This is a genomic window from Caballeronia sp. Sq4a (assembly GCF_023170545.1).
GTDB lineage: Bacteria > Pseudomonadota > Gammaproteobacteria > Burkholderiales > Burkholderiaceae > Caballeronia.
Window position 1 is genome coordinate 1,253,577 of record NZ_CP084250.1, and the last position, 26,566, is coordinate 1,280,142.

The window sequence follows — 26,566 nt, forward strand, 5'->3', positions numbered from 1 at the left end:
AGGAACACTTTGCGAACCGGTATGCTTTCGAAACATGCGGCGCTGGCGCTGGCTTTGTCTCTGGTCTTCGGCCTCGGCGCCGTCGCGAAAGCGGACGCTCAGGAAGCGCGCATCGCAGCGGTCAATTCGGACCGTATCCTGCGCGAATCGTCGGCGGCGAAGGCCGCGCAGTCGAAGCTGGAGCAGGAATTCTCCAAGCGCGACAAGGCGCTGCAGGACATGGCGCAGCGGCTCAAGTCGATGTCGGACAACATCGACAAGAACGGCGCCTCGATGTCGGCCACCGACCGCGCCGCGCGTCAACGCGATCTCGCGCAACTCGACGCGGACTTCCAGCGCAAGCAGCGCGAATTCCGCGAAGACCTGAACCAGCGCCGCAACGAGGAACTGGCGGCGGTGCTGGATCGCGCGAACAAGGTCATCAAGCAGATTGCCGAGCAGCAGCACTACGACCTGATCGTGCAGGAAGCGGTGTACGTGAGCCCGCGCATCGACATCACGGATCAGGTGCTGAAGGCGCTGGCGGCGACGAGCCAGAACGGCGGCGCGAGCCCGAACTGACGAGGAGTTTTCATAGGCATGGCATCAGGCATGGCGATCACGCTCGACGAACTGGTCAGGCGCTTTGGCGGCGAGGTGGTCGGCCAGGGCGCGCATCGCGTCGAGGGCCTTGCGCCGCTCGACAAGGCGGGGCCTGCGCAACTCGCGTTTCTCGCGAATCACAAGTATCTGCCGCAGGTCGAGACGACGCGCGCCGGCGCCGTGCTGATTTCCCGCGCGGATCTCGACAAACTGCCCGCGCCGCGCGAAGGCAGTAATTTCATCGTCACGCCGAATCCCTACGCTTACTTCGCCCGCGTCGCGCAGGCGTTCATCGATCTGGCGTCGCCGAAGGCGGTGCCGGGCGTGCATCCGAGCGCATGGATCGACCCGGCCGCGAAAGTGGCCGCGAGCGCGGTCATCGGCCCGCACGTCACGGTGGAAGCGGGCGCGGTCGTCGGCGAGCGCGTGCGGCTGGACGCCGGCGTGTCCGTCGGTCAGGGCGTCACGCTGGCCGACGACGTGCATCTGTATCCCAATGTCACCGTCTATCATGGCTGCAAGCTCGGCGCGCGCGTGATCGTGCATGCGGGCGCAGTGATCGGCGCGGACGGCTTCGGTTTCGCGCCGGATTTCGTCGGCGAGGGCGAGGCGCGCACCGGAAGCTGGGTGAAGATTCCGCAGGTCGGCGCGGTCGATATCGGCGACGACGTGGAGATCGGCGCGAACACGACCATCGACCGCGGCGCCATGGCCGATACGGTCATCGAAGAGTGCGTAAAGATCGACAATCTCGTGCAGATCGGCCATAACTGCCGCATCGGCGCCTACACGGTGATCGCGGGCTGCGCGGGCATCGCGGGCAGCACGAACATCGGGCGGCATTGCATGATCGGCGGCGCGGTGGGCATCGCGGGCCACGTGACGCTGGCGGATCACGTCATCGTCACCGCGCAGTCGGGCGTCTCGAAGTCGCTCACGCGGCCCGGCATGTACACGAGCGCATTCCCGGCCGTGAACCACGCCGACTGGAACAAGAGCGCCGCGCTCGTGCGCAATCTGGACAAGCTGCGCGATCGCATCAAGGCGCTGGAATCGGCGCTGAGCCAGCAGAAGGCAGGCGAGCAGGGCGACGAAGCTTAACCAGAAGGCTGCCGGATGAGCGCGCAGGCGAGCACCGGCAACACAGTAAGATTCACCAAGCGGGCGCACGACGCCCGCAGTCAATTTCCGCGCAGGAGATGCGCGCGAGCAGAACCACCATGAGCACAGAAAAAATCAACCTCGACATCCATAAGATCCTCACGCTGCTGCCGCATCGGTACCCGATCCTGCTCGTGGACCGCGTGCTCGAACTGGAGCCGCACAAGAGCATCAAGGCGCTGAAGAACGTGTCGATCAACGAGCCGTATTTCCAGGGTCATTTCCCGACGCGGCCCGTGATGCCCGGCGTACTCATTCTCGAGGCGCTCGCGCAAACCGCGGCGTTGCTCACGTTCGCCGAAGAGCCGCACGACCCGACGACCACGCTCTATTACTTCGTCGGCATCGACGGCGCGCGCTTCAAGCGCGTGGTGGAGCCGGGCGATCAGCTGATTCTCAACGTCAACTTCGAGCGGTACATGCGCGGCATCTGGAAGTTCAAGGCGCGCGCCGAAGTGGACGGCGTGACGGCCGCCGAGGCGGAACTCATGTGCACCGTGAAGAACACGGACGCCGGCGCTTAAGCGCAGCAGACAACGGCAGAAACACAGCATACAGAGGCGAGGCGCATGACCATCATTCACCCCACCGCGATCATCGAGCCAGGCGCGCAACTGGACGATTCGGTCGAAGTCGGACCATACGCGGTCGTCGGCGCGCATGTCGTCATCGGCGCGGGCACGACGATCGGCTCGCACAGCGTGATCGAAGGTCACACGACCATCGGACGCGAGAACCGCATCGGGCATTACGCGTCCATCGGCGGACGGCCGCAGGACATGAAGTACCGCGACGAGCCGACGCGTCTCGTCATCGGCGACCGCAACACCATCCGCGAATTCACCACGCTGCATACCGGCACCGTGCAGGATCGGGGCGTGACGTCGATGGGCGACGATTGCTGGATCATGGCGTACGTGCACGTCGGTCATGACTGCACGCTCGGCAACCACGTCATCATGTCGAGCAATGCGCAACTGGCCGGGCACGTGACGGTGGGCGACCACGCGATCGTCGGCGGCATGTCGGGCGTGCATCAGTTCGTGCGGATCGGCGCGCATTCGATGCTCGGCGGCGCATCCGCGCTCGTGCAGGACGTGCCTCCGTTCGTCATCGCGGCCGGCAACAAGGCGGAACCGCACGGCATCAACGTCGAGGGTCTGCGCCGCCGCGGCTTCACGCCGGACGCCATTTCGGCGCTGCGCCAGGCGTATCGCATCGTCTACAAGAGCGGTCTGTCGCTCGAAGAAGCCAAGGCGCAACTGAAGGAACTGGGCGCGGCAGGCGGCGACGGCGACGCGCCGGTCAAGGCGTTCACCGATTTCATCGCGGCGTCGCAGCGCGGCATCATCCGCTGATCGCGCCATCCGATGACGCTTATCACCACTGCGCCGCGTATCGCGATGGTCGCGGGCGAGCCGTCCGGCGATCTGCTCGCGGCTTCGCTGCTCAAGGGCTTGCAGGAGCGGCTGCCGGCCGGAACGCGCTATAGCGGCATCGGCGGCCCGCGCATGACGGCGGCCGGCTTCGAAGCGCACTGGCCGATGGACAAGCTGACCGTGCGCGGCTACGTCGAGGCGCTGCGGCATATTCCCGAGATTCTGGGCATTCGCAACGAGCTGAAGCGGCAGTTGCTGGCGGATCCGCCGTCGGTGTTCATCGGCGTGGATGCGCCGGACTTCAACTTCGGGCTCGAACAGCCGTTGCGCGAAGCCGGCATTCCGACCGTGCATTTCGTGTGTCCGTCGATCTGGGCATGGCGCGGCGGGCGCATCAAGAAGATCGTGAAAGCCGTGGATCACATGCTCTGCGTGTTTCCGTTCGAAACGGCGCTGCTGGCGAAATCGGGCGTCGCGGCAAGCTACGTGGGCCATCCGCTCGCCGATGAAATTCCGCTCGAACCGGATACGGCGGCGGCGCGGCGCGAGCTGGGCATCGCGGAAGGCGGCCCGGTCATCGCAGTGCTGCCGGGGAGCCGCCGTTCCGAGATCTCGCTGATCGGCCCGACATTTTTCGACGCCATGGAGTTGATGCAGCTTCGCGAGCCGGGCGTGCGCTTTCTGATGCCGGCGGCGAATCCGGCGCTGCGCGAACTGCTGCAACCGTTGGTGGAGGCGCATCCGCATCTGTCGCTGACGATCACGGACGGCCGCGCGCAAACCGCGATGACCGCCGCCGATGCCATCCTCGTCAAGAGCGGCACGGTCACGCTCGAAGCGGCGCTCCTGAAGAAGCCGATGGTCATCTCATACAAGGTGCCCTGGCTCACGGGTCAGATCATGAAGCGGCAGGGCTATCTGCCGTATGTGGGCTTGCCGAACATTCTCGCGGGCCGTTTCGTCGTGCCGGAAATTCTCCAGCATTTCGCGACGCCCGAAGCGCTCGCCGAAGCCACGCTGAAACAGTTGAACGACGACGCGAACCGCCGTACCCTGACCGAAATCTTCACCGAGATGCACATCGCGCTGCGCCAGAACACGTCGCAGCGAGCGGCCGAAGCCGTGGCGCGAGTGCTCGACACGCGGAGGGCGCAATGAAGGCTGCGAACCGGTCGGCGCAACGCGGACTCGACTTCAGCTCGCCGTTCGACATCGTCTGCGGTGTCGATGAAGCCGGGCGCGGCCCGCTCGCGGGGCCGGTCGTGGCGGCCGCCGTGATCTTCGATCCCGCGAAGCCGCGCATCAACGGGCTGGACGATTCGAAGGCGCTTTCCGCAAAGAAGCGCGAGGACCTCTACGAGAAGATCGTGGATCGCGCGCTCGCGTATTGCATCGCGTCGGCGAGCGTCGAGGAAATCGACACCATCAACATCCTTCACGCGTCGATGCTGGCGATGAAGCGCGCGGTCGAAGGCTTGTCCGTCGCGCCGACGCTCGTGAAAGTGGACGGCAATCGCTGCCCGGTGCTGTCGATACGCGCGGAAGCCGTGATCGGCGGCGATGCGCTCGTCAAGCAAATCTCGGCGGCGTCGATTCTCGCGAAGGTCACGCGCGACCGTCTGCTGTGCGAACTGCACGAGGCGCATCCGATGTACGGCTTCAACGTGCACGCGGGCTACGGCACGCCGCAGCATCTCGCCGCGCTGCGCGAACACGGGCCTTGCGCGCATCATCGGCGTTCGTTCGCGCCGGTGCGCGAGGCGCATCTTCGCTTCGGCTCCGTGCTGCCCGACATCGCGCCCGAAGTCATTCAGGCCACCGCCGCGCTGGATGCCGATCCCGAAGCGCATCCGTTCTAAGCGGCCTCGCCGTTCCATTCCAACGTGAAATCCGTCACTTCGCGGGACAACCCGCTCTACAAGCGCCTGAAGGCGCTCGCCGGCTCGACCGCACAGCAGCGCCGCAGCGGCCACGCGCTGCTCGAAGGTCTGCATCTCGCCGCTGCTTATCTGGACACTGCGGGCCAGCCGGAGACGTGCGTCGTCACCGAAGGCGCATTGACGCACGCGGAAGCCCGCGAGATCGTCGCGCGCATCGAAGAAAAGCGCGTGGTCGTGTTGCCGGACGCGCTTTTCGGACAGCTATCGAGCGTCGTGCACGGCGTGGGGATGTTACTGCTCGTCGAGAAGATCGAAGCGGCTCTGCCCGAGCGCGTCGGCGAGACGTGCGTGATCCTCGACGGCATTCAGGATGCGGGCAATGTCGGCTCGATTCTGCGCAGCGCGGCGGCGGCGGGCGTCGGCCGCGTGTTCTGCGCGCCGGGCACCGCGTACGCGTGGTCGTCGAAGGTGCTGCGCTCGGGCATGGGCGCGCATTTTCTGCTGGATATCTTCGAGGACGTCGATCCCGCCGGGCTCATCGCGCGGCTCGACGTGCCGGTCACGATCACGGATTCGCACGGCGCCGTCCCCATTTACGATTGCGATCTGTCGTCGCCCGTCGCGTGGGTCTTCGGCAACGAGGGCGCGGGCGTGTCGCAGGTTTGGCGCGATGCCGTGACGCATCGCGTGACCATTCCGCAGCCGGGCGGCATGGAATCGCTCAATGTCGCGGCCGCGGCGGCCATCTGTCTCTTCGAACAGTGCCGCCAGCAGCGCTAAGTCAAACTTCAATCAATAGTACGAAGGCCGCTCGGGCTTGATTTCCTGAAGGATCGTCGTGGCGATTTCCTCGATCGACTTATGCGTCGAGGACAGCCACTTGATGCCTTCGCGCTTCATCATGCTCTCGGCTTCGTTGATCTCGTAGCGGCAATTTTCCAGCGCGGCGTACTTGCTGCCGGGCCGGCGCTCGTTGCGAATCTCCGCGAGGCGCTGCGGGTCGATAGACAGGCCGAACATCTTGTCGCGGTGATCCAAAAGCGGCGTCGGCAGCTTGCCGCGCTCGAAGTCTTCCGGAATCAGCGGATAGTTCGCCGCCTTCACGCCGTACTGCATCGCGAGGTAGAGGCTCGTCGGCGTCTTGCCGCTGCGCGACACGCCGACCAGAATCACGTCCGCTTCGGTCAGATTGCGGTTGGACTGGCCGTCGTCGTGCGCGAGCGAGAAGTTGATCGCCTCGATGCGGTTCTTGTACTCCTCGGTGTCGGCATTCTGGTGGACGCGGCCCATCGCGTGCGTCGACTTGATTTCCAGTTCGTGTTCGAGCGGCTCGATGAACGTCTGGAACATGTCGAGCACGAGCGCGTTGCAGCGCTTGACGATCTCGTTCGATGCGCTGTCCACGAGCGTGGTGAACACGATCGGGCGGCGTCCGTCGAGCGACACGGCTTCGTTGATCTTCTCGACGGTGGCATGCGCCTTGTCGATGGAATCGACGAACGGCACGCGCACGAGCCGGAATTTCTGGTCGAACTGGGCGAGGATCGAATGCGCGAACGTTTCGGCGGTGATCCCGGTACCGTCGGAAACGATGAATACGGAAGGCGGCATCAGCGGTGAACCAGTGGGAACGAGTTGAAAACAGCACGCTCCAACCGGAGCGTGCGCGGTCAGGCGGCCTCGCCTGAGCGTGTGTTACATTGAGCGGCCCAAACGTGTGCGCAGGCGCACCAAGAGGCGTGAAAGACCTCGATTTTGCCGTGGATTTACTGTCCGTGCCCGGACAAATGCGAGAATCGGCACGGTAGAATAGCGGCAACCTGTTCGATAAGCAATTGCGTCGAGATTGAGCCTGTTCTTCCTCAATTGACGGGTAGTTCGTGCGTTTTCACCGCAGGACTGCGCGATTTTCGGCAAACCGGAGTGAGGTCCCTCACTGCCGCGAAGGCTTATCAAACAGGTTGTACGAGATGCGCCGGCGCTTCCAATGAGCGCCGCCGCATGCGAGCCCACTCGTGCGATCGTGAATTCCATCCACCTTAGGGGCTTGTATGACCAACGCAGTCAATGTTGCGAACGATGTCGCAAAGGATCAAGCGTATGTAGTTCCATTCGAGCAGTTGCGAATGACCGACGTGGAAATCGTCGGTGGCAAGAATGCGTCGCTCGGCGAAATGATCAGCCAGCTTTCCGAAGCCGGCGTCAGCGTGCCGACGGGCTTCGCCACGACCGCGCTCGCATTCCGCGACTTCCTCCACCACAACGAACTGACGGAGCGCATCGCCAAACGTCTCGAGACGCTCGACGTCGACGACGTGAAGGCGCTTGCCGAAGCCGGCAAGGAAATCCGTCAGTGGATCGTCGACGCGCCGCTGCAGCCGCGTCTCGAAGACGAAATCCGCCGTCAATTCGAAGTCCTGCAAAAGAGCTCGCCCGAAGAGCTGTCGTTCGCCGTGCGCTCGTCCGCCACGGCCGAAGACCTGCCCGACGCATCGTTCGCGGGGCAGCAGGAAAGCTATCTGAACGTGGTCGGCATCGAAGACGTGCTCGATCGCATGAAGCACGTGTTCGCGTCGCTGTACAACGACCGCGCCATCTCGTATCGCGTCCACAAGGGCTTCACGCACGCGGAAGTCGCGCTGTCGGCCGGCGTGCAGCGCATGGTGCGCTCGGACGTCGGCGCCGCGGGCGTGATGTTCACCATCGACACCGAGTCCGGCTTCAAGGACACGGTCTTCATCACGTCGAGCTACGGCCTCGGCGAAACCGTGGTGCAGGGCGCGGTGAATCCGGACGAATTCCACGTCTTCAAGACCACGCTCGCGCAGAACAAGTATCCGATCATCCGTCGTTCCATCGGCTCGAAGCTCATCAAGATGGAGTTCACGCAGCCGGGCGAACCGGGCCGCGTGAAGACCGTCGACGTGCCGCACGAGCAGCGCAACCGCTTTTCGATCTCGGACGAAGACGTGATCGAGCTCGCGAAGTACGCGGTCATCATCGAGAAGCACTATCAGCGTCCGATGGACATCGAGTGGGGCAAGGACGGCCGCGACGGCAAGCTGTTCATCCTTCAGGCGCGTCCTGAAACGGTGAAGAGCCAGGCGGCGGGCAAGGCCGAGATGCGCTTCAAGCTGAAGGGCCAGTCGAACGTGCTCGCCACGGGCCGCGCGATCGGCCAGAAGATCGGCGCGGGTCCCGTGCGCGTGATCTACGATCCGTCGGAAATGGAACGCGTGCAGCCGGGCGACGTGCTCGTCGCCGACATGACCGATCCGAACTGGGAGCCGGTGATGAAGCGCGCATCCGCCATCGTCACGAATCGCGGCGGGCGCACCTGCCACGCGGCGATCATCGCGCGTGAACTGGGCGTGCCGGCGGTGGTCGGCTGCGGCGACGCGACGGACGTGCTGAAGGACGGCGCGCTCGTCACCGTGTCGTGCGCGGAAGGCGACGAAGGCAAGATCTACGACGGCCTGCTCGAAACCGAAGTGACCGAAGTCCAGCGCGGCGAACTGCCGAAGATTCCGGTCAAGATCATGATGAACGTCGGCAATCCGCAGCTCGCGTTCGACTTCGCGCAGTTGCCGAATGCGGGCGTCGGCCTCGCGCGGCTCGAGTTCATCATCAACAACAACATCGGCGTGCACCCGAAGGCGATTCTGGAGTACCCGAACGTCGACGCGGATCTCAAGAAAGCGGTCGAAAGCGTCGCGCGTGGCCACGCGTCGCCGCGTGCGTTCTACGTCGACAAGCTGACCGAAGGCATCGCCACGATTGCTGCGGCGTTCTATCCGAAGCCCGTCATCGTGCGTCTGTCGGACTTCAAGTCGAACGAGTACAAGAAGCTGATCGGCGGTTCGCGCTACGAGCCGGACGAAGAGAACCCGATGCTCGGTTTCCGCGGCGCGTCGCGCTATATCGCGGAAGACTTCGCCGAGGCGTTCCACATGGAATGCATCGCGCTGAAGAAGGTGCGCGAGGAAATGGGTCTGGACAACGTCGAGATCATGGTGCCGTTCGTGCGCACGCTGAAGCAGGCGGAGCGCGTGGTCGGGCTGCTCGAGAAGTTCGGCCTGAAGCGCGGCGTGAACGGTCTCAAGCTCGTGATGATGTGCGAAGTGCCGAGCAACGCGATTCTCGCCGAACAGTTCCTCGAATACTTCGACGGTTTCTCGATCGGCTCGAACGACCTGACGCAGTTGACGCTCGGTCTCGACCGTGACTCCGGCATGGAACTGCTCGCGGCCGACTTCGACGAGCGCGACGAAGCCGTGCAGTTCATGCTCAAGCGCGCCATCGAGACGTGTCTGAGACTGAACAAGTACGTGGGCATTTGCGGCCAGGGGCCGTCGGATCATCCGGACCTCGCCGAGTGGCTGGCGAAGCAGGGCATAGAATCGATGTCGCTGAACCCGGACACGATCATCGACACGTGGCAGAAGCTCGCGACCACATTGTCAAAATAAGTCGGTCACGCCTTTCCGGATGCTTTCGGGAAGGCGCTGCGTGCTATAAAAAACACCCCGGACCTTCCGGGGTGTTTTCGTTTGGAGACTGGCATGGCGACCCATGTACTCATCTGGTGGATTGCAGCCGGCGCGCTGATCGTCACCGAGCTTTTCACCGGCACGTTCTATCTGTTGATGATCGCGCTCGGGATGATCGCGGGCGGCATCGCGTTCGCCGTCGGGCTTGCGCTGCACGTGCAACTGGGCGTCGCGGCGCTCGTCGCGTTGGTCGCTGTCGCAGCGCTGCGCCGGTCGCGCTTCGGAAGCTGGAAGCGGCGCGACGCCTCGCGCGATGCCGCCGTCAACCTCGACATCGGCGCGACGCTGGAAGTGGCCGAATGGCACGACGGCCGGGCCCGCGCGATGTATCGCGGCGCGGAGTGGGACGTCGAGCTGGCGCCGGGCGAATCGGAAAGCGCGCGCTGGTATCGCATCACCGCGCTCGACGGAAGCCGGCTCGTCGTCGCCGCCAAACGCTAGAGCACGCACACTCGCCGCATAAGAACTGAAGGAGTCACACATGACTATCGCCGTCGTCCTGCTCGTCATCGCAATCGTGATCGTGATCAACACGGTCAAGATCGTTCCGCAACAGCACGCGTGGGTGCTGGAACGCCTCGGCCGCTATCACGCCACGCTCACGCCGGGGCTGAACATCGTGTTGCCGTTCGTCGATCGCATCGCGTACAAGCACGTGCTCAAGGAAATTCCGCTCGACGTGCCGAGCCAGGTCTGCATCACGCGCGACAACACGCAGCTTCAGGTCGACGGCGTGCTGTACTTCCAGGTCACCGACCCGATGAAGGCGTCGTATGGTTCGAGCAACTTCGTGCTCGCCATCACGCAGCTTTCGCAGACCACGCTGCGCTCGGTCATCGGCAAACTGGAACTCGACAAGACCTTCGAGGAGCGCGAGTACATCAATCACAGCATCGTGAATGCGCTCGACGAAGCTGCGTCCAACTGGGGCGTGAAGGTGCTGCGCTACGAGATCAAGGACCTGACGCCGCCGAAGGAGATTCTCCACGCGATGCAGGCGCAGATCACCGCCGAGCGCGAGAAGCGCGCGCTGATCGCGGCGTCGGAAGGGCGCAAGCAGGAGCAGATCAATCTGGCCTCGGGCGCGCGCGAAGCGGCCATCCAGAAGTCCGAGGGCGAGCGTCAGGCGGCGATCAATCAGGCGCAGGGCGAGGCATCGGCGATTCTCGCGGTGGCCGAGGCGAACGCGCAGGCCATCGAGAAGATCGGCGCCGCGATTCAGTCGGCGGGCGGCATGGACGCCGTGAACCTCAAGGTCGCGGAGCAGTATGTCGGCGCGTTCGCCAACATTGCGAAGACCGGCAACACGCTGATCGTGCCGGGCAACATGTCGGACATGAGTTCGATGATCGCGTCGGCGCTTGCCATCGTGAAGGGCGAGGGCGGCGGCGTCATCCGAAAGAGTTGATGTAAGAAGGGGCGCTTCGAAGCGCCCCTAGTTGTATGCAACGACGAAGATCAGCGTGCGGCGGTGCGCATCAAACGGGCGCGCTCGCGTTCCCAGTCGCGCTTCTTCTCGGTCTCGCGCTTGTCGTGCAGTTTCTTGCCCTTTGCCAGACCGATTTCGCACTTCACGCGGCCTTCCTTGTAATGGAAGTTGAGCGGCACGAGCGTATGGCCGCGTTGCTCCACCTTACCGATGAGTTTGTCGATCTGCTCGCGATGCAAGAGCAGCTTGCGCGTGCGCACCGGGTCCAGATTGGCGAACTTCGACGCCTCGGGCAACGGGCTGATGTGCGTGCCGATCAGGAACAGTTCGCCGTTCTTGATCACGACATAGCCTTCCTTGATCTGCCCGCGGCCTTCGCGCAGCGCCTTGACTTCCCAGCCTTCGAGCACGAGACCGGCCTCGTAGCGTTCTTCGATGAAGTAATCGAAGAAGGCTTTTCTGTTGTCAATGATGCTCATGAATGGAAAGTGCCCAACTCGTTTAAAATCACGATTTTAGCAGCGCGCCGCTTGACGCACGATGGGCAGACGTAGCTCATCGCTTAAAGCCGCACGCGCCGCCACCCGATCCAGTCACCCGCTGCGCCCTTATGGCCGACGTCCAGAAAACCGTGTTGATCCGCCATTCGGCGGAAGAAATGTTCGACCTCGTCACCGATGTCGCCGACTACCCCAACTTCCTGCCGTGGTGCGGCGGCGTCGAGATCGGCCGCCAGGACGAGACCGGCATGGAAGCGAAGATCGACATCAACTTCAAGGGCATCAAGCAGCACTTCGCGACGCGCAACGTGCAGAAGCGCCCGACGAACATCGATATGGAGTTCCTGAGCGGCCCTTTCAAGAAGTTCACGGGCTACTGGCGCTTCACGCCGCTGCGCGCCGACGCGTGCAAGATCGAATTCGCGCTGCACTACGAGTTCTCGAACCTGATTCTCGAGAAGATCATCGGGCCGGTGTTTAGCCATATCGCGAACACGTTCGTCGATTCGTTCGTGAAGCGCGCGGATCAGCGGTACGGCAAGAAATGAATCTGCATATCGATGTCTGCTACGGCCTGCCGGACGGCAAGAGCTTTCTCACGCGCGTCGATCTGCGCGACGGCGCGACCGTGCGCGAAGCCATCGAGGCGAGTGGCGTGCTCCGAGCGCATCCGGAGATCGATTTGACGACGCAGAAGGTCGGCGTGTTCGGCAAGCTGCAAGCGCTCGATGCCGCGCTCGCCGATCTCGACCGCGTGGAGATTTATCGGCCGCTGAAGGTCGATCCGAAGACCGCACGCCAGCGCCGCGTGGACAAGGCGCGCAAGGCGGGGTCCATCGAAGGGCGCAAGTGGCAGTCGAAGGATTCGCGCTGATCCCGGATCGCATCAATGCGCGGGCGCTTCCTTCGATGCCGCCGCCGGCTCGACGGTATGTTGCCGCACCGACCAGCTCACGCCCGCCAGCAGCAGCACGATAGCCAGCATTTCCGGGGCGCGCGGCCAGCGGGCGTCGTAGACGAAGGCATAGAGCAGGGCGAAGAGCGTTTCGAACGCGATCATCTGCCCGGAAAGCGTGAGCGGCAGGCGTTTCGCCGCCGCGTTCCACAGCATGTTGCCGAGCCAGGAACCGCCCGTCGCCAGCGCGAAGCACACGATCCAGAACAGATGCCAGCGCGCGGCCGGCACGCTCGCCTGCGCGACGCCGGCGGGCAACATCCAGACAACCGCCCCGAGGACCGCGCCGAGCACGCCCGTCACGATGCCCCACAGCACGGACCACTCGTTGCCGTCGAAGTGGCGGTTCGCCTGCAGATAGCGCGCGTTGACAACCGCATACCACGTCCACGACGCCAGCGCGCCGACCGCGCACGCGAGCCCGGCAAGGCGCGTGAGCACGCTACTCGCACTCGCGTCGCCGTGATGCGTGAAGACGTCGCTGAACACGTCCAGATTGATGCAGGCGATGCCCGCGAGCACCAGCAAGAGCGGCGCGGCGAGGCGCTTGAGTTCGACCGCGCCGTGATCGCGCCGGCCCGCGAGCGTCACCGTCACCGGCAGAATGCCGACGATCAGCGAAGACGGCGCCACGCCCACGAGTTGCACCGCGCTCGCGAGCAGCATGTAGTAGAGCAGATTGCCGACGAGCGCGAGCTTCACGAGCGCAACCACATCGGCGCGCGTGAGCTTCGCGGCGAGCCGTCGCGCGAACGGCAGGGCGGCGGCCAGCGACACGACGCCATACATCACGTAGCGCCCGATGCTCAGCATGAGCGGCGAAAAGTCCGGCAACAGGCGCGGCGCGAGAAAAATGAAACCCCAGATGGCTCCCGCCAGCATTCCATAAACGACACCGCGCTGCATTGACCGACTCCGACTTGCACTCGAATGACGCGAAAGCGTAGCGCGGCGCGCCGCCCGCGTCTTGTTCAAACCTGCACCGCGTGGCGCGCCGCCGCCGGCCCGGATTTTGCGGCGATCGGCCGTAACCTGCTGTTCGGGCAGTGAAAATGCGGGGAACTATCGGTATAATCTGCTTTTGCGCCCATAGGATTTGCCATGCGTCTGATCCAGAAAGCACTCACGTTCGATGACGTGCTCCTCGTGCCTGCGTTCTCCAGCGTTCTTCCGCGCGATACCAGCCTGAAATCCCAGCTGACTCGCAACATCTCCCTGAATATGCCCCTCGTGTCCGCCGCCATGGACACGGTCACCGAAGGCCGGCTCGCCATCGCCATGGCGCAGATGGGCGGCATCGGCATCGTTCACAAGAATCTCACCGCGAAGGAACAGGCGCGCGAAGTCGCGAAGGTCAAGCGCTTCGAGTCCGGCGTCGTGCGCGACCCGATCACCGTGCCGCCGCAAATGCGCGTGCGCGATGTCATCGCGCTCACGCAGCAGCACGGCATCTCCGGCTTCCCGGTAGTCGAAGGCACGCAACTCATCGGCATCGTCACCAACCGCGACCTGCGTTTCGAAGAGCGGCTCGACGAACCGGTGCGCAACATCATGACGCCGCGCGAGCGTCTCGTGACGGTCAAGGAAGGCACGTCGCTCGCCGAAGCGAAGGCGCTGATGCACAGCCATCGCCTGGAACGCGTGCTCGTGGTCAACGACGCGTTCGAACTGCGCGGCCTGATGACCGTGAAGGACATCACGAAGCAGACCGAAAACCCGGACGCCTGCAAGGACGAAGACGGCAAGCTGCGCGTGGGCGCCGCGGTCGGCGTGGGCCCGGACAACGAAGAGCGTGTGGATCTGCTGGCGCAGGCGGGCGTGGACGTGATCGTCGTCGACACGGCGCACGGACATAGCCAGGGCGTGCTGGAGCGCGTGCGCTGGGTCAAGCAGAACTATCCGCGCGTGCAGGTGATCGGCGGCAACATCGCGACGGCGGCGGCGGCCAAGGCGCTCGTCGAGTACGGCGCGGACGCCGTGAAGGTCGGCATCGGCCCGGGCTCCATCTGCACGACGCGTATCGTCGCAGGCGTGGGCGTGCCGCAGATCACGGCTATCGCGAACGTGTCCGAGGCGCTGCGCGGCAGCGGCGTCCCGGTCATCGCGGACGGCGGCGTGCGTTTCTCGGGCGATGTCGCGAAGGCGCTCGCGGCAGGCGCGAACGTCGTGATGATGGGCAGCATGCTGGCCGGCACCGAAGAGTCGCCGGGCGACGTGTTCCTGTTCCAGGGCCGTCAGTACAAGGCGTACCGCGGCATGGGTTCGGTCGGCGCGATGAAGGACGGCGCGGCGGATCGCTATTTCCAGGACAACTCGGCGAACATCGACAAGCTCGTGCCGGAAGGCATCGAAGGCCGCGTGGCCTACAAGGGCTCGGTCAACGCCATCCTGTTCCAGGTCGTCGGCGGCGTGCGCGCGAGCATGGGCTATTGCGGCTGCCGCACCATCGCGGAACTGCACGACAAGGCGGAATTCGTGCAGATCACGGCGGCGGGCATGCGCGAATCGCACGTGCATGACGTGCAGATCACCAAGGAAGCGCCGAACTATCACGTCGACTGACCGGCTTGCTCGCGCCGTCTCCCGGCTTTTGCGCCGATAACCTCGTGGACCGATCATGAAACCGTTGCTGCGCGTCGTGCTGGTCGTCAATGCCCTCATTTTTCTGGTGTTCGGCGTGCTGTTCCTGCTGACGCCGTGGGCGGGACTCTACGACGCGCTGCAACTCGAGGCGATGCGAGTGGAACCGGCGTTCGCCGGGCAACTGCTCGGCATCGCGCTGATCGGTTTCGCGTGGCTGTCGCTGCATGCGGCCATCGACGGTGCGCTGACCGCCGCAGCCGCGAGGGCGTCGGGCCATGTCGAATGGCTGTCGGGCATCGTCGTGCTGGTCTGGCTGCTCGGACTGCGCACGCCTGAGGTCGACGGCTTCGGGCAGGTCGGCGCGGCGCTGATCGGCATCGTGTTGCTGGTGCTGGGGCTCGGCAGCGTGAGGCTCGCGGGCGCGGTGCGGCGGCGGGAACGCGCGGCACTGGCGGGCGCGGCATCGGCGGAGCGGGCCGAAAAGAAGGCGGCGCAAAAGCGCGACGAAGCGCGGCCGCCTGCCACGACCGCCGTGCCGCCGTCGGATACGGCAACGCGTCCCGCGGCGCGCGCGCCCGAAGCGACTGCCATCGATCCCGTCACCGGACGAGCGGTCGATTCGGCGGGGCGTCCGATCGATGCCGATACCACGCCACCGGTTGCGCGCACGCGCACGGAAGCAGGCGTCGTCGATCCGGTCACGGGCCGCACGCTCGATGCGCAAACGGGCCGCGAGATCGACCCGGCCACCGGCAGGCGCATCGACCCGGTGATCGGCAGCGACATCGATCCGGCCACCGGACGGCGCGTGGACCCGCTGACAGGCCGCGTGGCGCCGGACCCGGCGAGCGGGACGCCGCGCTGAGGCGCCCGCAGATGCGCGAAAGCGAGCGCGGCGGCGCGCGCAGCAAGGAAACACAAGGACGGTCGGCCTTCGCGCCGGCCGTCGATTTATTGGCAGCCGGACCCGGCAGCACCGGGACGGCTGCCCACACCATTCGTTCACTTAGCCTTTGGCCGCAGCCATGCACGACAAAATCCTGATTCTCGATTTCGGCTCCCAAGTCACCCAGCTGATCGCCCGGCGCATCCGCGAGTCGCACGTCTACTCGGAAATCCATCCGTACGACGTCGACGAGACGTTCATCCGCGAGTTCGCGCCGAAGGGCATCATCCTGTCGGGCGGCCCGAATTCGGTCACCGAGGCGAAGTCGCCGCGCGCCCCGCAGATCGTGTTCGATCTCGGCGTGCCGGTGCTCGGCATCTGCTACGGCATGCAGACCATGGCCGACCAGCTCGGCGGCAAGGTCGAGCTCGGCAAGGTGCGCGAGTTCGGCTACGCGGAAGTGCAGGCGCTGAACCATACGGGCTTTCTGGAAGGCATCGAAGACTTCAAGACCGCCGAAGGCGAGTCGATGCTCAAGGTCTGGATGAGCCACGGCGACAAGGTGGCCGACATGCCGGCCGGCTTCAAGCTGATGGCCTCGACGCCCGCGTGCCCGATCGCCGCGATGGCCGACGACGACCGCCGCTTCTACGGCGTGCAGTGGCACCCGGAAGTCACGCACACGGTGCAGGGCCGCGCGATGCTCGACCGCTTCGTGCTCGAACTGTGCGGCGCGAAGGCGGATTGGGAGATGGGCCATTACATCGACGAAGCCGTCGCGAAGATTCGCGCGCAGGTCGGCGACGAGCACGTCATTCTCGGCTTGTCCGGCGGCGTGGATTCGTCGGTGGCCGCGGCGCTTCTGCATCGCGCGATCGGCAATCAGCTGACGTGCGTGTTCGTCGATCACGGCCTCTTGCGCGAAAACGAAGCCGAGCAGGTCATGTCGACGTTCGCGGATCATCTCGGCGTGAAGGTCATTCATGTCGATGCAAGCGAAGCGTTCCTCGAGAAGCTCGCCGGCGTGACCGATCCGGAGGCGAAGCGCAAGATCATCGGCGCGGAGTTCATCGAAGTGTTCGACGCCGAATCGCACAAGCTCACCGACGCGAAATGGCTCGCGCAGGGCACCATTTATCCGGACGTGATCGAATCGGCGGGCAAGGGCAAGAAGGGCGCGCATACGATCAAGAGTCACCACAACGTGGGCGGGCTGCCCGAGACGCTGAAGCTGAAGCTGCTCGAACCGCTGCGCGAGCTTTTCAAGGATGAAGTGCGCGAACTCGGCGTGAAGCTGGGCCTGCCGCCCGCGATGGTGTATCGCCATCCGTTCCCCGGTCCCGGCCTCGGCGTGCGGATTCTCGGCGAAGTGAAGCGCGAGTTCGCCGATCTGCTGCGCCGCGCGGACGCCATTTTCATCGAGACGTTGCGCAATACCATCGACAAGGAAACCGGCAAGTCGTGGTACGAGCTGACGAGTCAGGCGTTCGCGGTGTTTCTGCCGGTGAAGAGCGTCGGCGTGATGGGCGATGGCCGGACCTACGATTACGTCGTCGCGCTGCGCGCCGTGCAGACGATGGACTTCATGACCGCGCACTGGGCGCATCTCCCGCATGAATTGCTCGGGCATGTGAGCAACCGCATCATCAACGAAGTGCGCGGGATCAATCGGGTGGTGTATGACATCTCGGGCAAGCCGCCTGCGACGATCGAGTGGGAGTGAGGACGGTCGCGCAGCGCTGAAACGGAGCCGGTCACTTGGACACTCCTCCCGCTAACCGCCCCACCGACTCCCGCTTCTTCGCGGTCTACCCCGATGCCGCCGCAGCCGCGCGCATCGGGGACCATGCGGCCCGTCTTCGCGCCGCGCATGCGCTGAAAGCGCGGCCAATTCCAACCGACCGCCTTCACATCACCCTGCATTACCTCGGCGCCTTCGCGGGCGTGCCGGCCGACACGCTGGCCGCGGCCCACGCGGCGGCCTCATCGGTTCGCATGCCGTCATTCGACGTGACGCTCGACCGCGTCGAGACCTTCGCCACGCGCCGTCCCAGGCGGCCGCTCGTCATAGCCGGCGAGCCGGGCGACGCGTTCTCCGCTTTCGTCGATCGACTCGACAAGTCGCTGCAATCGGTCGGCATCTTCGTCAAATCGCATCCGCGCTTCATCCCGCACGTGACGTTGCTTTACGACGAGCACCGCGTCGCGCGGCAAGCCGTCGAGCCGATCACATGGACCGTCCGCGAGTTCGCGCTCGTGCGCAGTCTGCTCGGACGCTCGGAGCATCAGGTCATCGAACGCTGGCCGCTCGACGCATAAGACACCGCACATTCGGAATAAACTGTTTCGCGGATTTTTCGTCCGGGTTAAGGTTCAAGGGTTCGACCCAAGGATTCCGCCTACATGACTCGATCCCGTCTGCTGCCCGTCACGCCCGAAACGCATCACGTCCAGATCGACCTCGTCTACGCGACCGATCGCAATCTCACCGGCAAGCCCATCTACAAGACGCAGCACTGCCTGCTGCTCGAACCCGCCGAAGCGGCATTGCGCCAAGCGGTGACGATCGCGCAGAGCTTCGGCGCGACGCTGAAGATCTTCGACGCCTACCGCCCGCCGCAAGCGCAGGAAGTGCTGTGGAACTTCCTGCCCGATCCCACCTTCATCGCCGATCTCGGCCGCGGCTCGAATCACAGCCGTGGGACGGCGGTGGACCTGACGCTCGTCGATAGCGACGGCATCGAGTTCGACATGGGCACCGGCTTCGACGCGATGGTGCCGGAGTCCGGCCACTTTCACGCGGGTCTGCCGGCTCACGTGCAGCGCAATCGCACGCTCTTGCTCGGCGTGATGCACGGCGCGGGCTTCGCGCATATTCCGAGCGAATGGTGGCATTACGAGTTACCCGGATCGCGCGAACTCGCGCTCATCGACAACGAAGAAAGCGGCCCCTTGCGGCTGATGTGAACGGGGATAGACGACCATGAGACTGAGCGCACGAAAGGCCCTTGTCGCGATGACGCTGGCGTTGAGCGTCGCCTGCGCAGCGCACGCGGCGACGCCGAAAGACATGTTCGTCATGGCGACGCTGCTCGACGAATTCACCACGCTCGATCCGGGCGAAGTCTACGAGCTCGTGCCGGAGGAATACGTCGCGAACACGTACGACCGACTGGTTCGCGTCGATCTGAAAGACCCCTCGAAGTTCAACGGCGATGTCGCGCAATCGTGGACGGTCAGCCCGGACGGGCTCACGTTCACGTTCAAGATCCGTTCGGGGCTCAAGTTCCATTCCGGCAATCCGCTCACGGCCGATGACGTCGCGTGGTCCATCCAGCGCACCGCGTTGCTCGACAAGGGCGCGGCGGCGGTGCTCGCGGGCATCGGCATCACCAAGGCCAACGCGCTCACGAACGTGAAGAAGATCGACGACAGCACGGTGTCCGTGACGACCGATCAACGCTATGCGCCGACCTTCGTGCTCAACGTGCTGGGCGCGTGGCCGGCGTCGGTGGTGGATCGCAAGCTGCTCGAATCGCATGCCAAAGGTAACGACTACGGCAACGACTGGCTCAAGACCAACGAGGCCGGCTCGGGCGCGTACAAGCTCGTGAAGTGGACGGCGAACGACAGCATCGTGCTGCAACGTTTCGACGGCTATCGCCTGCCGCTCGCGATGAAGCGCATCGTGCTGCGCCATGTGACCGAGGCGGCGAGCCAGCGCCTGATGATCCAGAACGGCGATATCGACGTGGCGCGCGATTTGAGCCCCGACGACCTCGACACGCTCTCGAAGAACGGCGTCATCAAGGCGACGGCCGTGCCGCAGGCGACGCTCATGTATCTCGGCCTGAACAACAAGAATCAGTACCTGGCGAAGCCGGAAGTCTGGGAAGCGATGAAGTGGCTGATCGACTATCAGGGCATCCAGAAGAACGTGATCCGCACGACGTACAAGGTTCACGAAACGTTTCTGCCCGAAGGCTTCCTCGGCGCGCTCAACGAGAACCCGTATCACCAGGACGTCGCGAAGGCGAAGGCGCTGCTCGCCAAAGCCGGGCTCGCGGACGGCTTCACCGTGAAGATGGACGTGCGCAACGACTATCCGTACAGCGAGATCGCGCAGGCGGTGCAGGCGAATCTGGCGCTCGCGAACATCAAGGTGCAGCTCATTCCGAGCGACAACAAGCAGACGCTCGGCCGCTATCGGGCGCGCGCGCATGACATCTATATCGGCGAATGGTCGGCGGACTATATCGATCCGCACAGCAACGCGCAGGGCTTCGTGTGGAATCCGGACAACTCGGATGCGTCCAGCTTCAAGATGCTCGCGTGGCGCAATGCGTGGAATATTCCCGATCTGACGAAGGAAACCAACGCGGCGCTCGCGGAAAGCTCGACCACCAAGCGCGCGCAGATGTACGAGAAAATGCAGCGGGAAATGCTCGCGAAGTCGCCGTTCGTCATCATGTTCCAGAAGGTGTCGCAAGTGGCGGCGCGTCCGGGCGTGACCGGTCTCGAAGTCGGGCCGATCAACGATCTCGTGTCGTATCGCAACCTGAAGAAGCAGTGACGCGATGACGCCGCATCCGACCGTGCTCGACCGCCTGCGCGCCGTGAACGCGAATCGCGGCGGCGCGCGGATCGCGCTGGCGCTGCTGCGCTGGATCGCGATGCTCGCCGTCACGTTCACCGGCTTGCTCGCGATCACGTTCTTCATCGGGCGCAAGATCCCGATCGACCCCGTGCTCGCGATTCTCGGCGACCGCGCATCGGCGAGCGCGTATGCCGCGGCGCGCGCGCAGCTCGGGCTCGACAAGCCGCTCGTCGATCAATTCCTGATCTACGCGCGCGACGTGCTGCACGGCAATCTCGGCGTGTCGCTGCTGACGGCGAATCCGGTCATCGACGATATCCGGCGCGTCTTTCCCGCGACGCTCGAACTGGCGACGCTCTCGACGTTCATCGGCGTGATGATCGGCGTGCCGCTCGGCGTGATCGCGGCGGTGCGCCACAACCGCATCGTCGATCACGTCGCGCGTGTGATCGGCCTCGCGGGCAGTTCGGTGCCGGTGTTCTGGCTCGCGCTGATGGGACTGCTGCTGTTCTACGCGCGGCTGCATTGGGTGTCGGGACCGGGCCGCATCGATCCGCTGTACGACGGCATGGTCGATACGCGCACCGGCAGTCTGCTGATCGATGCGCTCATCGCCCGCGAGTGGGACGTGTTCGCCAACGCGTTCTCGCATATCGCGCTGCCGGCGGGCGTGCTCGCGTTTTATTCGATCGCGTATCTGTCGCGCATGACGCGCTCGTTCATGCTCGAACAACTGAGCCAGGAATACGTGACCACGGCGCGCGCGAAGGGTCTGCCCGAGCGCCGCGTGATCTGGCGTCATGCGTTCGGCAATATCGCGGTGCCCTTGCTCACGGTCATCGCGCTCGCGTACAGCTATCTGCTGGAAGGCTCGGTGCTGACCGAGATCGTGTTCGCGTGGCCGGGCATCGGCTCGTATCTGACGGGCGCGCTGCTGAACGCCGACATGAACGCGGTGCTCGGCAGCACGCTCGTGATCGGCGCGACGTTCATCGCGCTCAATCTGCTGACCGATGCGCTCTACCGCGTGTTCGATCCGCGCGCTCGCTGACAACGGAGACCTTTGCCGCATGCATTCGCCCGCCAAGCGCACGCCGATGAAACCCGCGCCGACTTCGTGGCGCGCGTGGCTCCTGACCGACACGCCCGCGTCCCCGCGACAGGCCGCGCTCGGGCGCGCGTACCGGCGCTGGCGGCGGTTTTCGGGCAATCCGCTCAGCATGCTGGGCCTCGTCATTCTCATCGTGCTCGTCGTGGCGGCGGCTGTCGGGCCGCTTCTGGTCACGCAGGACCCGCTGCGGCAGGTGCTCGCCGATCGTCTGATGCCGCCGGGCGCGGCGCACTGGTTCGGCACCGATCAACTCGGCCGCGACATCCTGTCGAGACTGGTGCACGGCTCGCGTCTCACGCTATCCATCGCGATGCTCGTCGTCGTGCTCGTCGTGCCGGTCGGACTCCTGATCGGCACGCTGGCGGGCTATTGCGGCGGCTTCGTCGACACGGCGCTCATGCGCGTGACCGATGTCGCGCTCGCGTTCCCGAAGATCGTGCTGGCGCTCGCGTTCGCGGCGGCGCTGGGGCCGGGCGTGCTGAACGCGGTAATCGCCATTTCCATCACCGCGTGGCCGCCTTATGCGCGGCTTGCGCGGGCCGAATCGCTGCGGCTCGCGCAGGCGGATTTCATCCACGCGGCGCGGCTGGCGGGCGCATCGCATACGCGCATCCTGCTGCGCTATATCGTGCCGCTGTGCTCGTCGTCGGTGATCGTGCGCGCGACGCTCGATATGGCCGGCATCATTCTCGCCGTCGCGGGGCTCGGCTTTCTCGGGCTGGGCGCGCAGCCGCCGAGCCCGGAATGGGGCTACATGGTGGCGTCGGGCCGTAACGTGCTGCTCGACGCCTGGTGGGTCGCGACCATTCCCGGCCTCGCGATACTCGCGGTGAGCCTCGCGTTCAATCTGCTCGGCGACGGTCTGCGCGATGTCTTCGATCCGCGTCATGGAGGCTGACATGGAAGATGCGCTCGCTGAAATCGACGGTCTCGAAGTCGCCTTCGCCGGCCACGACGGCGTCGCGATGCCCGCGGTGCGCGGCGTCTCGCTCACGGTACGGCGCGGCGAGCGGCTCGGCATCGTCGGGGAATCGGGCTCGGGGAAGTCGCTGACCGGCCGCGCGCTGCTCGGCCTCTTGCCGCCCGAAGCGCGATGGTCTGCGAAGGCTTTGCGCTTCGATGGCCACGACCTGCTCGCGATGAAGCCGAACGCGCGCCGGCGCCTCTGCGGCACGCAGATGAGCATGATCCTGCAAGACCCGAAGTACTCGCTCAATCCGGTGATGACGGTCGCCCAGCAGATGCGCGAAACCATCGCGCGTCAGGACGGCGGCTTGAGCCGGCGCGCGATGCGTGCGCGCATCGTGGAGGCGCTCGCGGCCGTGCACATCCGCGATCCGGAGCGCGTGGCGGATGCGTATCCGCACGAGTTGTCCGGCGGCATGGGCCAGCGCGTGATGATCGCGATGATGGTGAGCGCTGGTCCGCGCCTTCTGATCGCCGATGAACCGACGAGCGCGCTCGACGTGCTCGTGTCGATGCAGGTGCTCGCCGTGCTCGACGAGATGATCGAGCGTCATCGCACGGGGCTCGTGTTCATCAGCCACGACTTGCCGCTCGTCATGTCGTTCTGCGATCGCGTCGCGGTGATGTACGGCGGGCGCGTCGTGGAGACGTGCGCGGCGCGTGAACTCGCCAACGCGCGGCATCCGTACACGCGCGGACTGCTCGCGGCCAGCCCGCCGTTGACGAACCCGCCCGACGAATTGCCGACGCTGCGCCGCGATCCGTCGTGGCTCGCGGAAACGATCGAGGAAGCCGCGCGATGATCGAGATCGACCACGCGCACATTCGCTTCAAGACGAAAACCGGCCATGTCGATGCCGTGCGCGACGTGTCGTTGCGCGTTGAGGATGGCGAAGTATTCGGTCTCGTCGGCGAATCGGGCAGCGGCAAGTCGACGCTGCTGCGGGCGCTCGCGGGCCTCGTGCCGCTTGCAGAAGGCGCCATGCGCATCGACGGGCAGGCCATCGCGCATCGGCCGCAGCGCGACGTGCAGATGGTGTTTCAGGACCCGTACGGTTCGCTGCATCCGCGCTTCACCGTCGACCGGACATTGCGCGAGCCGCTCGCGATCAACGGCATCGGCAATCAGGACGCGCGCATTCTGGATGCGCTCGCCGAAGTCGGCCTCGGGGCCGCGTTCCGCTTTCGCTATCCGCATCAGTTGTCGGGCGGGCAGCGGCAACGCGTGTCCATTGCGCGCGCGCTGATCGTCGAGCCGCGCGTGCTTCTGCTCGACGAGCCGACGTCCGCGCTCGATGTCTCCGTGCAGGCCGAAATTCTGAACCTGCTGCGGCGTCTGCATCGCGAGCGCAAGCTCACGATGATCCTCGTGAGCCACAATCTTGCGGTCGTCGGCTTCCTCTGTCAGCGCGTGGCCGTCATGCGCAACGGCGAAGTCGTCGAGCAACTCGGCGTGGAGGCGGTGAGGGCGCACGACGTCGAGCACGAGTACACGCGGCGTCTTCTCCTCGCGACGCAAGGCTACACGCGCGAGCCCGTGCGCTCGTAAGCACAGACGGCCGACGCGCGGCAAGCGATGTCGCGGAAACCCGCATATCTGCTCTATACGGCCGGCGCGCGCGAACGGCCGTGCGCCGCGCGAAGCAATCAGGGCCGCCGCTGATAGAATACGAGATGAATTGTCGAAGCGAGCCGAACCACGCGCGCGCGTTTTTCCGGCGGGCTCCGACTTCACGCTAACCCCGCAAATCGTGACAGACCGCTTCGGCGTCATTCGAAAGCCGGTCGTAATCCCCGATGAAATTGCTAGATGCTCTGGTAGAACAGCGGATCAACGAAGCCGTGTCTCGCGGCGAGTTGAACAACTTGCCGGGCGCAGGCGCGCCGCTTCAGTTGGACGACGATCTTCTCGTTCCCGAGGAAGTGCGCGTCGCCAACCGTATTCTCAAGAACGCGGGTTTCGTTCCGCCCGCCGTCGAGCAGCTTCGCGCGCTGCGCGGCCTGCAGGACGAACTCGACAAGGTGACCGATCCTGCCGCCCGCTGCCGCATTCAGGTGAAGATGCTCGCGCTCGACATGGCGCTCGAATCGCTGCGCGGCGGCGGCTGCGTGCCGCACGAATATCGTCGGCGCATCGCGGAGCGGCTCTCCGAGCGCGTCGCGGCGCGTGGCGACACGGAGCCGGAGCAGCCTTGACGCTCACCGAACCGCCGCCCGGCGCTTCTCCCGACACACCAGAAGATCCCGCTCCCGCCAGCGACCGCGATCGCCGCTTCATGGCGCTCGCGCAACGCGCCGCCGACGAAGCGCGCCGCGCGGGCGAAGTGCCGGTGGGCGCGGTCGTCGTGCTGGGCGATGAAGTCATCGCCACGGGTTTCAATCATCCGATTCGCGGGCACGATCCGTCCGCGCACGCGGAAATGGTCGCGCTGCGGGCCGCCGCGCAGACGCTGCGGAACTATCGGCTGCCGGGCTGCGAGCTGTATGTGACGCTGGAGCCGTGCCTGATGTGCGCGGGCGCGATCATGCACGCGCGCATCGCCCGGGTCGTGTACGGCGCGGCCGACCCGAAGACCGGCGCGTGCGGCAGCGTCGTCGATATGTTCGCGAACGAGCGGCTGAATCATCACACGGCCGTGACGGGCGGCGTGCTCGCCGACGAATGCGGACACGCGCTCAAGAACTTTTTCGCCGAGCGCCGGCTTCTCGCGCGGGAAGAGCGGGCCGCGCGCCTAACAGCCGATTCCATCACCAACACGAACCAAACATCGTGAAATCACGCACCATCGACCTTATCGCGCCTTCCGGCTATCCGCACGATCCCGCCGCCGTCGAGCGGGGCATCGGGCGTTTGCGGGCGCAGGGTCATCGGCTCGAAAATCTCGATGCGACGCGCCGGCGCTTCCAGCGATTCGGCGGCACCGACAGCGAACGCGCCGCCGATCTGAACCGTCTCGCCGATCCGTCGCGGCCGCTGCCCGATATCGTGCTGGCCGTGCGCGGCGGGTATGGCGCATCGCGCATCCTGCACGGCCTCGATTACGACGGCCTGCGGCGCCTGGCCGACGAACCCGTGGCACTCGTCGGCCATAGCGATTTCACGGCGATTCAGTGCGCCTTGTACGCGCGTTCGGCGGTGAAGAGCTTCGGCGGCCCGATGTTCGCCGGGAACTTCGGCGCGGAGCACCTGAGCGCGTTCACCATGCACCACTTCTGGCAGGCGATCTCGCAGCCGAGCTTCACCGTGACGAGCCACACGCCGCAGCGCCAGTCAGTGGATGTGACCGGCATGCTGTGGGGCGGCAACCTCGCGATACTCGCCGCGCTCGTCGGCACGCCGTATCTGCCGCCTGTGGATGGCGGGATTCTTTTCATCGAAGACGTGAACGAGCATCCGTTCCGCATCGAGCGGATGATCTATCAGCTGCATCAGGCGGGCGTGCTTGGACGGCAGCAAGCGGTGATCATGGGCGAGTTCTCAGGCGGGCGCCTGTCCGACTACGACAACGGCTTCTCGCTCGACGCGGTGATCGAGCAGATGAGGGCGGCGACCGGCGTGCCGTTCGTGACCGGCTTGCAGTTCGGGCACGTCGATAATCTGCTCACGCTGCCTTTTGGTGCGACTGCACACCTCGTCGCGAACGAGCGGGGTTTCACGCTGGCGCTGTCGGACTATCCGCATCTGGCTTGAGTTCGCGGGTGAGGGCACTTGTTGCGAGTGCCTTTTTATTCGGATGTTGACGCAACTAACGGTCCTCCTCATGCGTCACCGTGAATCGCGATGCACCATTCGAGCACACCGGATTGTCGACAAAATACGGCAGGCAATGCCGACAAAAAGTGGCGTAATCGCCTGAAATGCTTGCCGGTATTGGCGTGCAGGCAGACATCATCTCGCGCGACGCCGTCCTCCACCAAGATTTTTAATTTGAATTGTTGACAATCTTTATGTCGATTCTAAGATGGTCATCATGCAAGCGAGCACAT

At 65.0% G+C, this 26,566-nt stretch carries 28 protein-coding genes; 25 read left to right on the forward strand and 3 right to left on the reverse strand.

Annotated features, from left to right (window positions below; translation table 11 throughout):
- Positions 1-21: 21 nt before the first annotated feature.
- From LDZ24_RS05930 to LDZ24_RS05960, 7 genes are all read left to right on the forward strand, one after another.
- Positions 22-561: an OmpH family outer membrane protein gene (locus LDZ24_RS05930; RefSeq protein ID WP_175940139.1), complete on the forward strand. Its 540-nt coding sequence runs from the start codon at positions 22-24 to the stop codon at positions 559-561.
- A 30-nt stretch (positions 562-591) separates the two neighbouring features.
- Positions 592-1,683: a UDP-3-O-(3-hydroxymyristoyl)glucosamine N-acyltransferase gene (gene lpxD, locus LDZ24_RS05935; RefSeq protein WP_248322282.1), complete on the forward strand. Its 1,092-nt coding sequence runs from the start codon at positions 592-594 to the stop codon at positions 1,681-1,683.
- A 119-nt stretch (positions 1,684-1,802) separates the two neighbouring features.
- Positions 1,803-2,267: a 3-hydroxyacyl-ACP dehydratase FabZ gene (fabZ, locus tag LDZ24_RS05940; protein WP_175940140.1), complete on the forward strand. Its 465-nt coding sequence runs from the start codon at positions 1,803-1,805 to the stop codon at positions 2,265-2,267.
- A gap of 45 nt (positions 2,268-2,312) precedes the next feature.
- A complete protein-coding gene (gene lpxA, locus LDZ24_RS05945) occupies positions 2,313-3,101 on the forward strand; it encodes an acyl-ACP--UDP-N-acetylglucosamine O-acyltransferase (RefSeq protein WP_248322105.1) in 789 nt (262 codons plus the stop codon).
- Between the two features lie 12 nt (positions 3,102-3,113).
- Positions 3,114-4,280 carry a lipid-A-disaccharide synthase gene (lpxB, locus tag LDZ24_RS05950; RefSeq protein WP_248322106.1) on the forward strand — a complete coding sequence of 389 codons (1,167 nt, stop codon included), beginning with the start codon at positions 3,114-3,116 and terminating at the stop codon, positions 4,278-4,280.
- Positions 4,277-4,981, forward strand: coding sequence for a ribonuclease HII (gene rnhB / locus LDZ24_RS05955; RefSeq protein ID WP_248322107.1), 705 nt, complete (start codon positions 4,277-4,279; stop codon positions 4,979-4,981). The genes lpxB and rnhB overlap by 4 nt, the downstream gene beginning before the upstream one ends.
- Before the next feature lie 24 nt (positions 4,982-5,005).
- Positions 5,006-5,782 carry an RNA methyltransferase gene (locus LDZ24_RS05960; RefSeq protein ID WP_248322108.1) on the forward strand — a complete coding sequence of 259 codons (777 nt, stop codon included), beginning with the start codon at positions 5,006-5,008 and terminating at the stop codon, positions 5,780-5,782.
- Between the two features lie 12 nt (positions 5,783-5,794).
- On the opposite strand, the gene LDZ24_RS05965 is transcribed toward LDZ24_RS05960, so the two are convergent.
- The gene (locus LDZ24_RS05965; protein WP_248322109.1) at positions 5,795-6,613 is read right to left on the reverse strand and encodes a pyruvate, water dikinase regulatory protein; all 819 of its coding nucleotides are present in this window, start codon (positions 6,611-6,613) and stop codon (positions 5,795-5,797) included.
- Between the two features lie 440 nt (positions 6,614-7,053).
- On the opposite strand from LDZ24_RS05965, the gene ppsA reads away from it, so the two are divergent.
- From ppsA to LDZ24_RS05980, 3 genes are all read left to right on the forward strand, one after another.
- Entirely contained in the window at positions 7,054-9,471 is a 2,418-nt protein-coding gene (gene ppsA / locus LDZ24_RS05970) for a phosphoenolpyruvate synthase (RefSeq protein ID WP_248322110.1), read from the forward strand.
- 93 nt (positions 9,472-9,564) lie between these two features.
- Positions 9,565-9,993 carry an NfeD family protein gene (locus tag LDZ24_RS05975; protein ID WP_248322111.1) on the forward strand — a complete coding sequence of 143 codons (429 nt, stop codon included), beginning with the start codon at positions 9,565-9,567 and terminating at the stop codon, positions 9,991-9,993.
- Positions 9,994-10,033: 40 nt separating this feature from the next.
- Complete coding sequence (locus LDZ24_RS05980; protein ID WP_248322112.1) at positions 10,034-10,960, forward strand: SPFH domain-containing protein; 927 nt, start codon at positions 10,034-10,036, stop codon at positions 10,958-10,960.
- A gap of 50 nt (positions 10,961-11,010) precedes the next feature.
- Here LDZ24_RS05980 and smpB read toward each other — a convergent pair whose 3' ends face one another.
- Positions 11,011-11,460: an SsrA-binding protein SmpB gene (smpB, locus tag LDZ24_RS05985; RefSeq protein WP_175940149.1), complete on the reverse strand. Its 450-nt coding sequence runs from the start codon at positions 11,458-11,460 to the stop codon at positions 11,011-11,013.
- A 131-nt stretch (positions 11,461-11,591) separates the two neighbouring features.
- Here smpB and LDZ24_RS05990 point away from each other — a divergent pair, with 131 nt between their 5' ends.
- Together LDZ24_RS05990 and LDZ24_RS05995 are read left to right on the forward strand one after the other, a co-directional pair.
- The gene (locus LDZ24_RS05990) at positions 11,592-12,029 is read left to right on the forward strand and encodes a type II toxin-antitoxin system RatA family toxin (RefSeq protein ID WP_175940150.1); all 438 of its coding nucleotides are present in this window, start codon (positions 11,592-11,594) and stop codon (positions 12,027-12,029) included.
- Positions 12,026-12,355 (forward strand): RnfH family protein, encoded by a 330-nt coding sequence (locus tag LDZ24_RS05995; protein WP_248322113.1) that lies wholly within the window; start codon positions 12,026-12,028, stop codon positions 12,353-12,355. The genes LDZ24_RS05990 and LDZ24_RS05995 overlap by 4 nt, the downstream gene beginning before the upstream one ends.
- A gap of 12 nt (positions 12,356-12,367) precedes the next feature.
- On the opposite strand, the gene LDZ24_RS06000 is transcribed toward LDZ24_RS05995, so the two are convergent.
- A complete protein-coding gene (locus LDZ24_RS06000) occupies positions 12,368-13,342 on the reverse strand; it encodes a DMT family transporter (RefSeq protein WP_248322114.1) in 975 nt (324 codons plus the stop codon).
- A 195-nt stretch (positions 13,343-13,537) separates the two neighbouring features.
- Between LDZ24_RS06000 and guaB the strand changes: the two genes are divergently transcribed.
- The 13 genes from guaB to ldcA all read left to right on the forward strand — a co-directional run bounded on the left by guaB (position 13,538) and on the right by ldcA (position 26,270).
- Positions 13,538-14,998, forward strand: coding sequence for an IMP dehydrogenase (gene guaB, locus LDZ24_RS06005; RefSeq protein WP_175940153.1), 1,461 nt, complete (start codon positions 13,538-13,540; stop codon positions 14,996-14,998).
- Positions 14,999-15,053: 55 nt separating this feature from the next.
- Entirely contained in the window at positions 15,054-15,884 is an 831-nt protein-coding gene (locus LDZ24_RS06010) for a hypothetical protein (RefSeq protein ID WP_248322115.1), read from the forward strand.
- A gap of 160 nt (positions 15,885-16,044) precedes the next feature.
- On the forward strand, positions 16,045-17,628 hold the full coding sequence (guaA, locus tag LDZ24_RS06015; RefSeq protein WP_248322116.1) for a glutamine-hydrolyzing GMP synthase: 1,584 nt from the start codon (positions 16,045-16,047) through the stop codon (positions 17,626-17,628).
- 35 nt (positions 17,629-17,663) lie between these two features.
- Positions 17,664-18,224: an RNA 2',3'-cyclic phosphodiesterase gene (thpR, locus tag LDZ24_RS06020; protein ID WP_248322117.1), complete on the forward strand. Its 561-nt coding sequence runs from the start codon at positions 17,664-17,666 to the stop codon at positions 18,222-18,224.
- Between the two features lie 84 nt (positions 18,225-18,308).
- Entirely contained in the window at positions 18,309-18,872 is a 564-nt protein-coding gene (ddpX, locus tag LDZ24_RS06025) for a D-alanyl-D-alanine dipeptidase (protein WP_175940159.1), read from the forward strand.
- A 16-nt stretch (positions 18,873-18,888) separates the two neighbouring features.
- Positions 18,889-20,478 (forward strand): ABC transporter substrate-binding protein, encoded by a 1,590-nt coding sequence (locus LDZ24_RS06030; protein ID WP_248322118.1) that lies wholly within the window; start codon positions 18,889-18,891, stop codon positions 20,476-20,478.
- Between the two features lie 4 nt (positions 20,479-20,482).
- The gene (locus tag LDZ24_RS06035; RefSeq protein ID WP_248322119.1) at positions 20,483-21,553 is read left to right on the forward strand and encodes an ABC transporter permease; all 1,071 of its coding nucleotides are present in this window, start codon (positions 20,483-20,485) and stop codon (positions 21,551-21,553) included.
- A 19-nt stretch (positions 21,554-21,572) separates the two neighbouring features.
- The gene (gene nikC / locus LDZ24_RS06040; RefSeq protein ID WP_248322120.1) at positions 21,573-22,511 is read left to right on the forward strand and encodes a nickel transporter permease; all 939 of its coding nucleotides are present in this window, start codon (positions 21,573-21,575) and stop codon (positions 22,509-22,511) included.
- A gap of 1 nt (position 22,512) precedes the next feature.
- Positions 22,513-23,382: an ABC transporter ATP-binding protein gene (locus LDZ24_RS06045; RefSeq protein WP_248322121.1), complete on the forward strand. Its 870-nt coding sequence runs from the start codon at positions 22,513-22,515 to the stop codon at positions 23,380-23,382.
- Positions 23,379-24,128, forward strand: coding sequence for an ABC transporter ATP-binding protein (locus LDZ24_RS06050; RefSeq protein WP_248322122.1), 750 nt, complete (start codon positions 23,379-23,381; stop codon positions 24,126-24,128). Before LDZ24_RS06045 ends, LDZ24_RS06050 begins: the two co-directional genes overlap by 4 nt.
- Positions 24,129-24,376: 248 nt before the next feature.
- Positions 24,377-24,775 carry a DnaJ family domain-containing protein gene (locus tag LDZ24_RS06055; RefSeq protein ID WP_159836014.1) on the forward strand — a complete coding sequence of 133 codons (399 nt, stop codon included), beginning with the start codon at positions 24,377-24,379 and terminating at the stop codon, positions 24,773-24,775.
- The gene (gene tadA / locus LDZ24_RS06060; RefSeq protein WP_248322123.1) at positions 24,772-25,353 is read left to right on the forward strand and encodes a tRNA adenosine(34) deaminase TadA; all 582 of its coding nucleotides are present in this window, start codon (positions 24,772-24,774) and stop codon (positions 25,351-25,353) included. Before LDZ24_RS06055 ends, tadA begins: the two co-directional genes overlap by 4 nt.
- Positions 25,347-26,270, forward strand: coding sequence for a muramoyltetrapeptide carboxypeptidase (gene ldcA / locus LDZ24_RS06065; protein WP_248322283.1), 924 nt, complete (start codon positions 25,347-25,349; stop codon positions 26,268-26,270). The genes tadA and ldcA overlap by 7 nt, the downstream gene beginning before the upstream one ends.
- The last annotated feature ends 296 nt before the right edge of the window (positions 26,271-26,566 follow it).

Excerpts from the sequence above, each read along its gene's own strand:
- guaB (WP_175940153.1), top strand. The coding sequence starts at position 13,538 with ATGCGTCTGATCCAGAAAGCACTCACGTTCGATGACGTGCTCCTCGTG.
- LDZ24_RS06045 (WP_248322121.1), top strand. The coding sequence starts at position 22,513 with ATGGAAGATGCGCTCGCTGAAATCGACGGTCTCGAAGTCGCCTTCGCC.
- lpxD (WP_248322282.1), top strand. The coding sequence starts at position 592 with ATGGCGATCACGCTCGACGAACTGGTCAGGCGCTTTGGCGGCGAGGTG.
- lpxB (WP_248322106.1), top strand. The coding sequence starts at position 3,114 with ATGACGCTTATCACCACTGCGCCGCGTATCGCGATGGTCGCGGGCGAG.
- LDZ24_RS06050 (WP_248322122.1), top strand. The coding sequence starts at position 23,379 with ATGATCGAGATCGACCACGCGCACATTCGCTTCAAGACGAAAACCGGC.
- LDZ24_RS06000 (WP_248322114.1), bottom strand. The coding sequence starts at position 13,342 with ATGCAGCGCGGTGTCGTTTATGGAATGCTGGCGGGAGCCATCTGGGGT.
- LDZ24_RS05965 (WP_248322109.1), bottom strand. The coding sequence starts at position 6,613 with ATGCCGCCTTCCGTATTCATCGTTTCCGACGGTACCGGGATCACCGCC.
- LDZ24_RS05930 (WP_175940139.1), top strand. The coding sequence starts at position 22 with ATGCTTTCGAAACATGCGGCGCTGGCGCTGGCTTTGTCTCTGGTCTTC.
- LDZ24_RS05990 (WP_175940150.1), top strand. The coding sequence starts at position 11,592 with ATGGCCGACGTCCAGAAAACCGTGTTGATCCGCCATTCGGCGGAAGAA.
- LDZ24_RS06030 (WP_248322118.1), top strand. The coding sequence starts at position 18,889 with ATGAGACTGAGCGCACGAAAGGCCCTTGTCGCGATGACGCTGGCGTTG.
- smpB (WP_175940149.1), bottom strand. The coding sequence starts at position 11,460 with ATGAGCATCATTGACAACAGAAAAGCCTTCTTCGATTACTTCATCGAA.
- ppsA (WP_248322110.1), top strand. The coding sequence starts at position 7,054 with ATGACCAACGCAGTCAATGTTGCGAACGATGTCGCAAAGGATCAAGCG.
- LDZ24_RS06010 (WP_248322115.1), top strand. The coding sequence starts at position 15,054 with ATGAAACCGTTGCTGCGCGTCGTGCTGGTCGTCAATGCCCTCATTTTT.
- guaA (WP_248322116.1), top strand. The coding sequence starts at position 16,045 with ATGCACGACAAAATCCTGATTCTCGATTTCGGCTCCCAAGTCACCCAG.
- LDZ24_RS05995 (WP_248322113.1), top strand. The coding sequence starts at position 12,026 with ATGAATCTGCATATCGATGTCTGCTACGGCCTGCCGGACGGCAAGAGC.
- LDZ24_RS05975 (WP_248322111.1), top strand. The coding sequence starts at position 9,565 with ATGGCGACCCATGTACTCATCTGGTGGATTGCAGCCGGCGCGCTGATC.
- lpxA (WP_248322105.1), top strand. The coding sequence starts at position 2,313 with ATGACCATCATTCACCCCACCGCGATCATCGAGCCAGGCGCGCAACTG.
- ddpX (WP_175940159.1), top strand. The coding sequence starts at position 18,309 with ATGACTCGATCCCGTCTGCTGCCCGTCACGCCCGAAACGCATCACGTC.
- rnhB (WP_248322107.1), top strand. The coding sequence starts at position 4,277 with ATGAAGGCTGCGAACCGGTCGGCGCAACGCGGACTCGACTTCAGCTCG.
- fabZ (WP_175940140.1), top strand. The coding sequence starts at position 1,803 with ATGAGCACAGAAAAAATCAACCTCGACATCCATAAGATCCTCACGCTG.
- LDZ24_RS06035 (WP_248322119.1), top strand. The coding sequence starts at position 20,483 with ATGACGCCGCATCCGACCGTGCTCGACCGCCTGCGCGCCGTGAACGCG.
- LDZ24_RS06055 (WP_159836014.1), top strand. The coding sequence starts at position 24,377 with ATGAAATTGCTAGATGCTCTGGTAGAACAGCGGATCAACGAAGCCGTG.
- LDZ24_RS05980 (WP_248322112.1), top strand. The coding sequence starts at position 10,034 with ATGACTATCGCCGTCGTCCTGCTCGTCATCGCAATCGTGATCGTGATC.
- nikC (WP_248322120.1), top strand. The coding sequence starts at position 21,573 with ATGCATTCGCCCGCCAAGCGCACGCCGATGAAACCCGCGCCGACTTCG.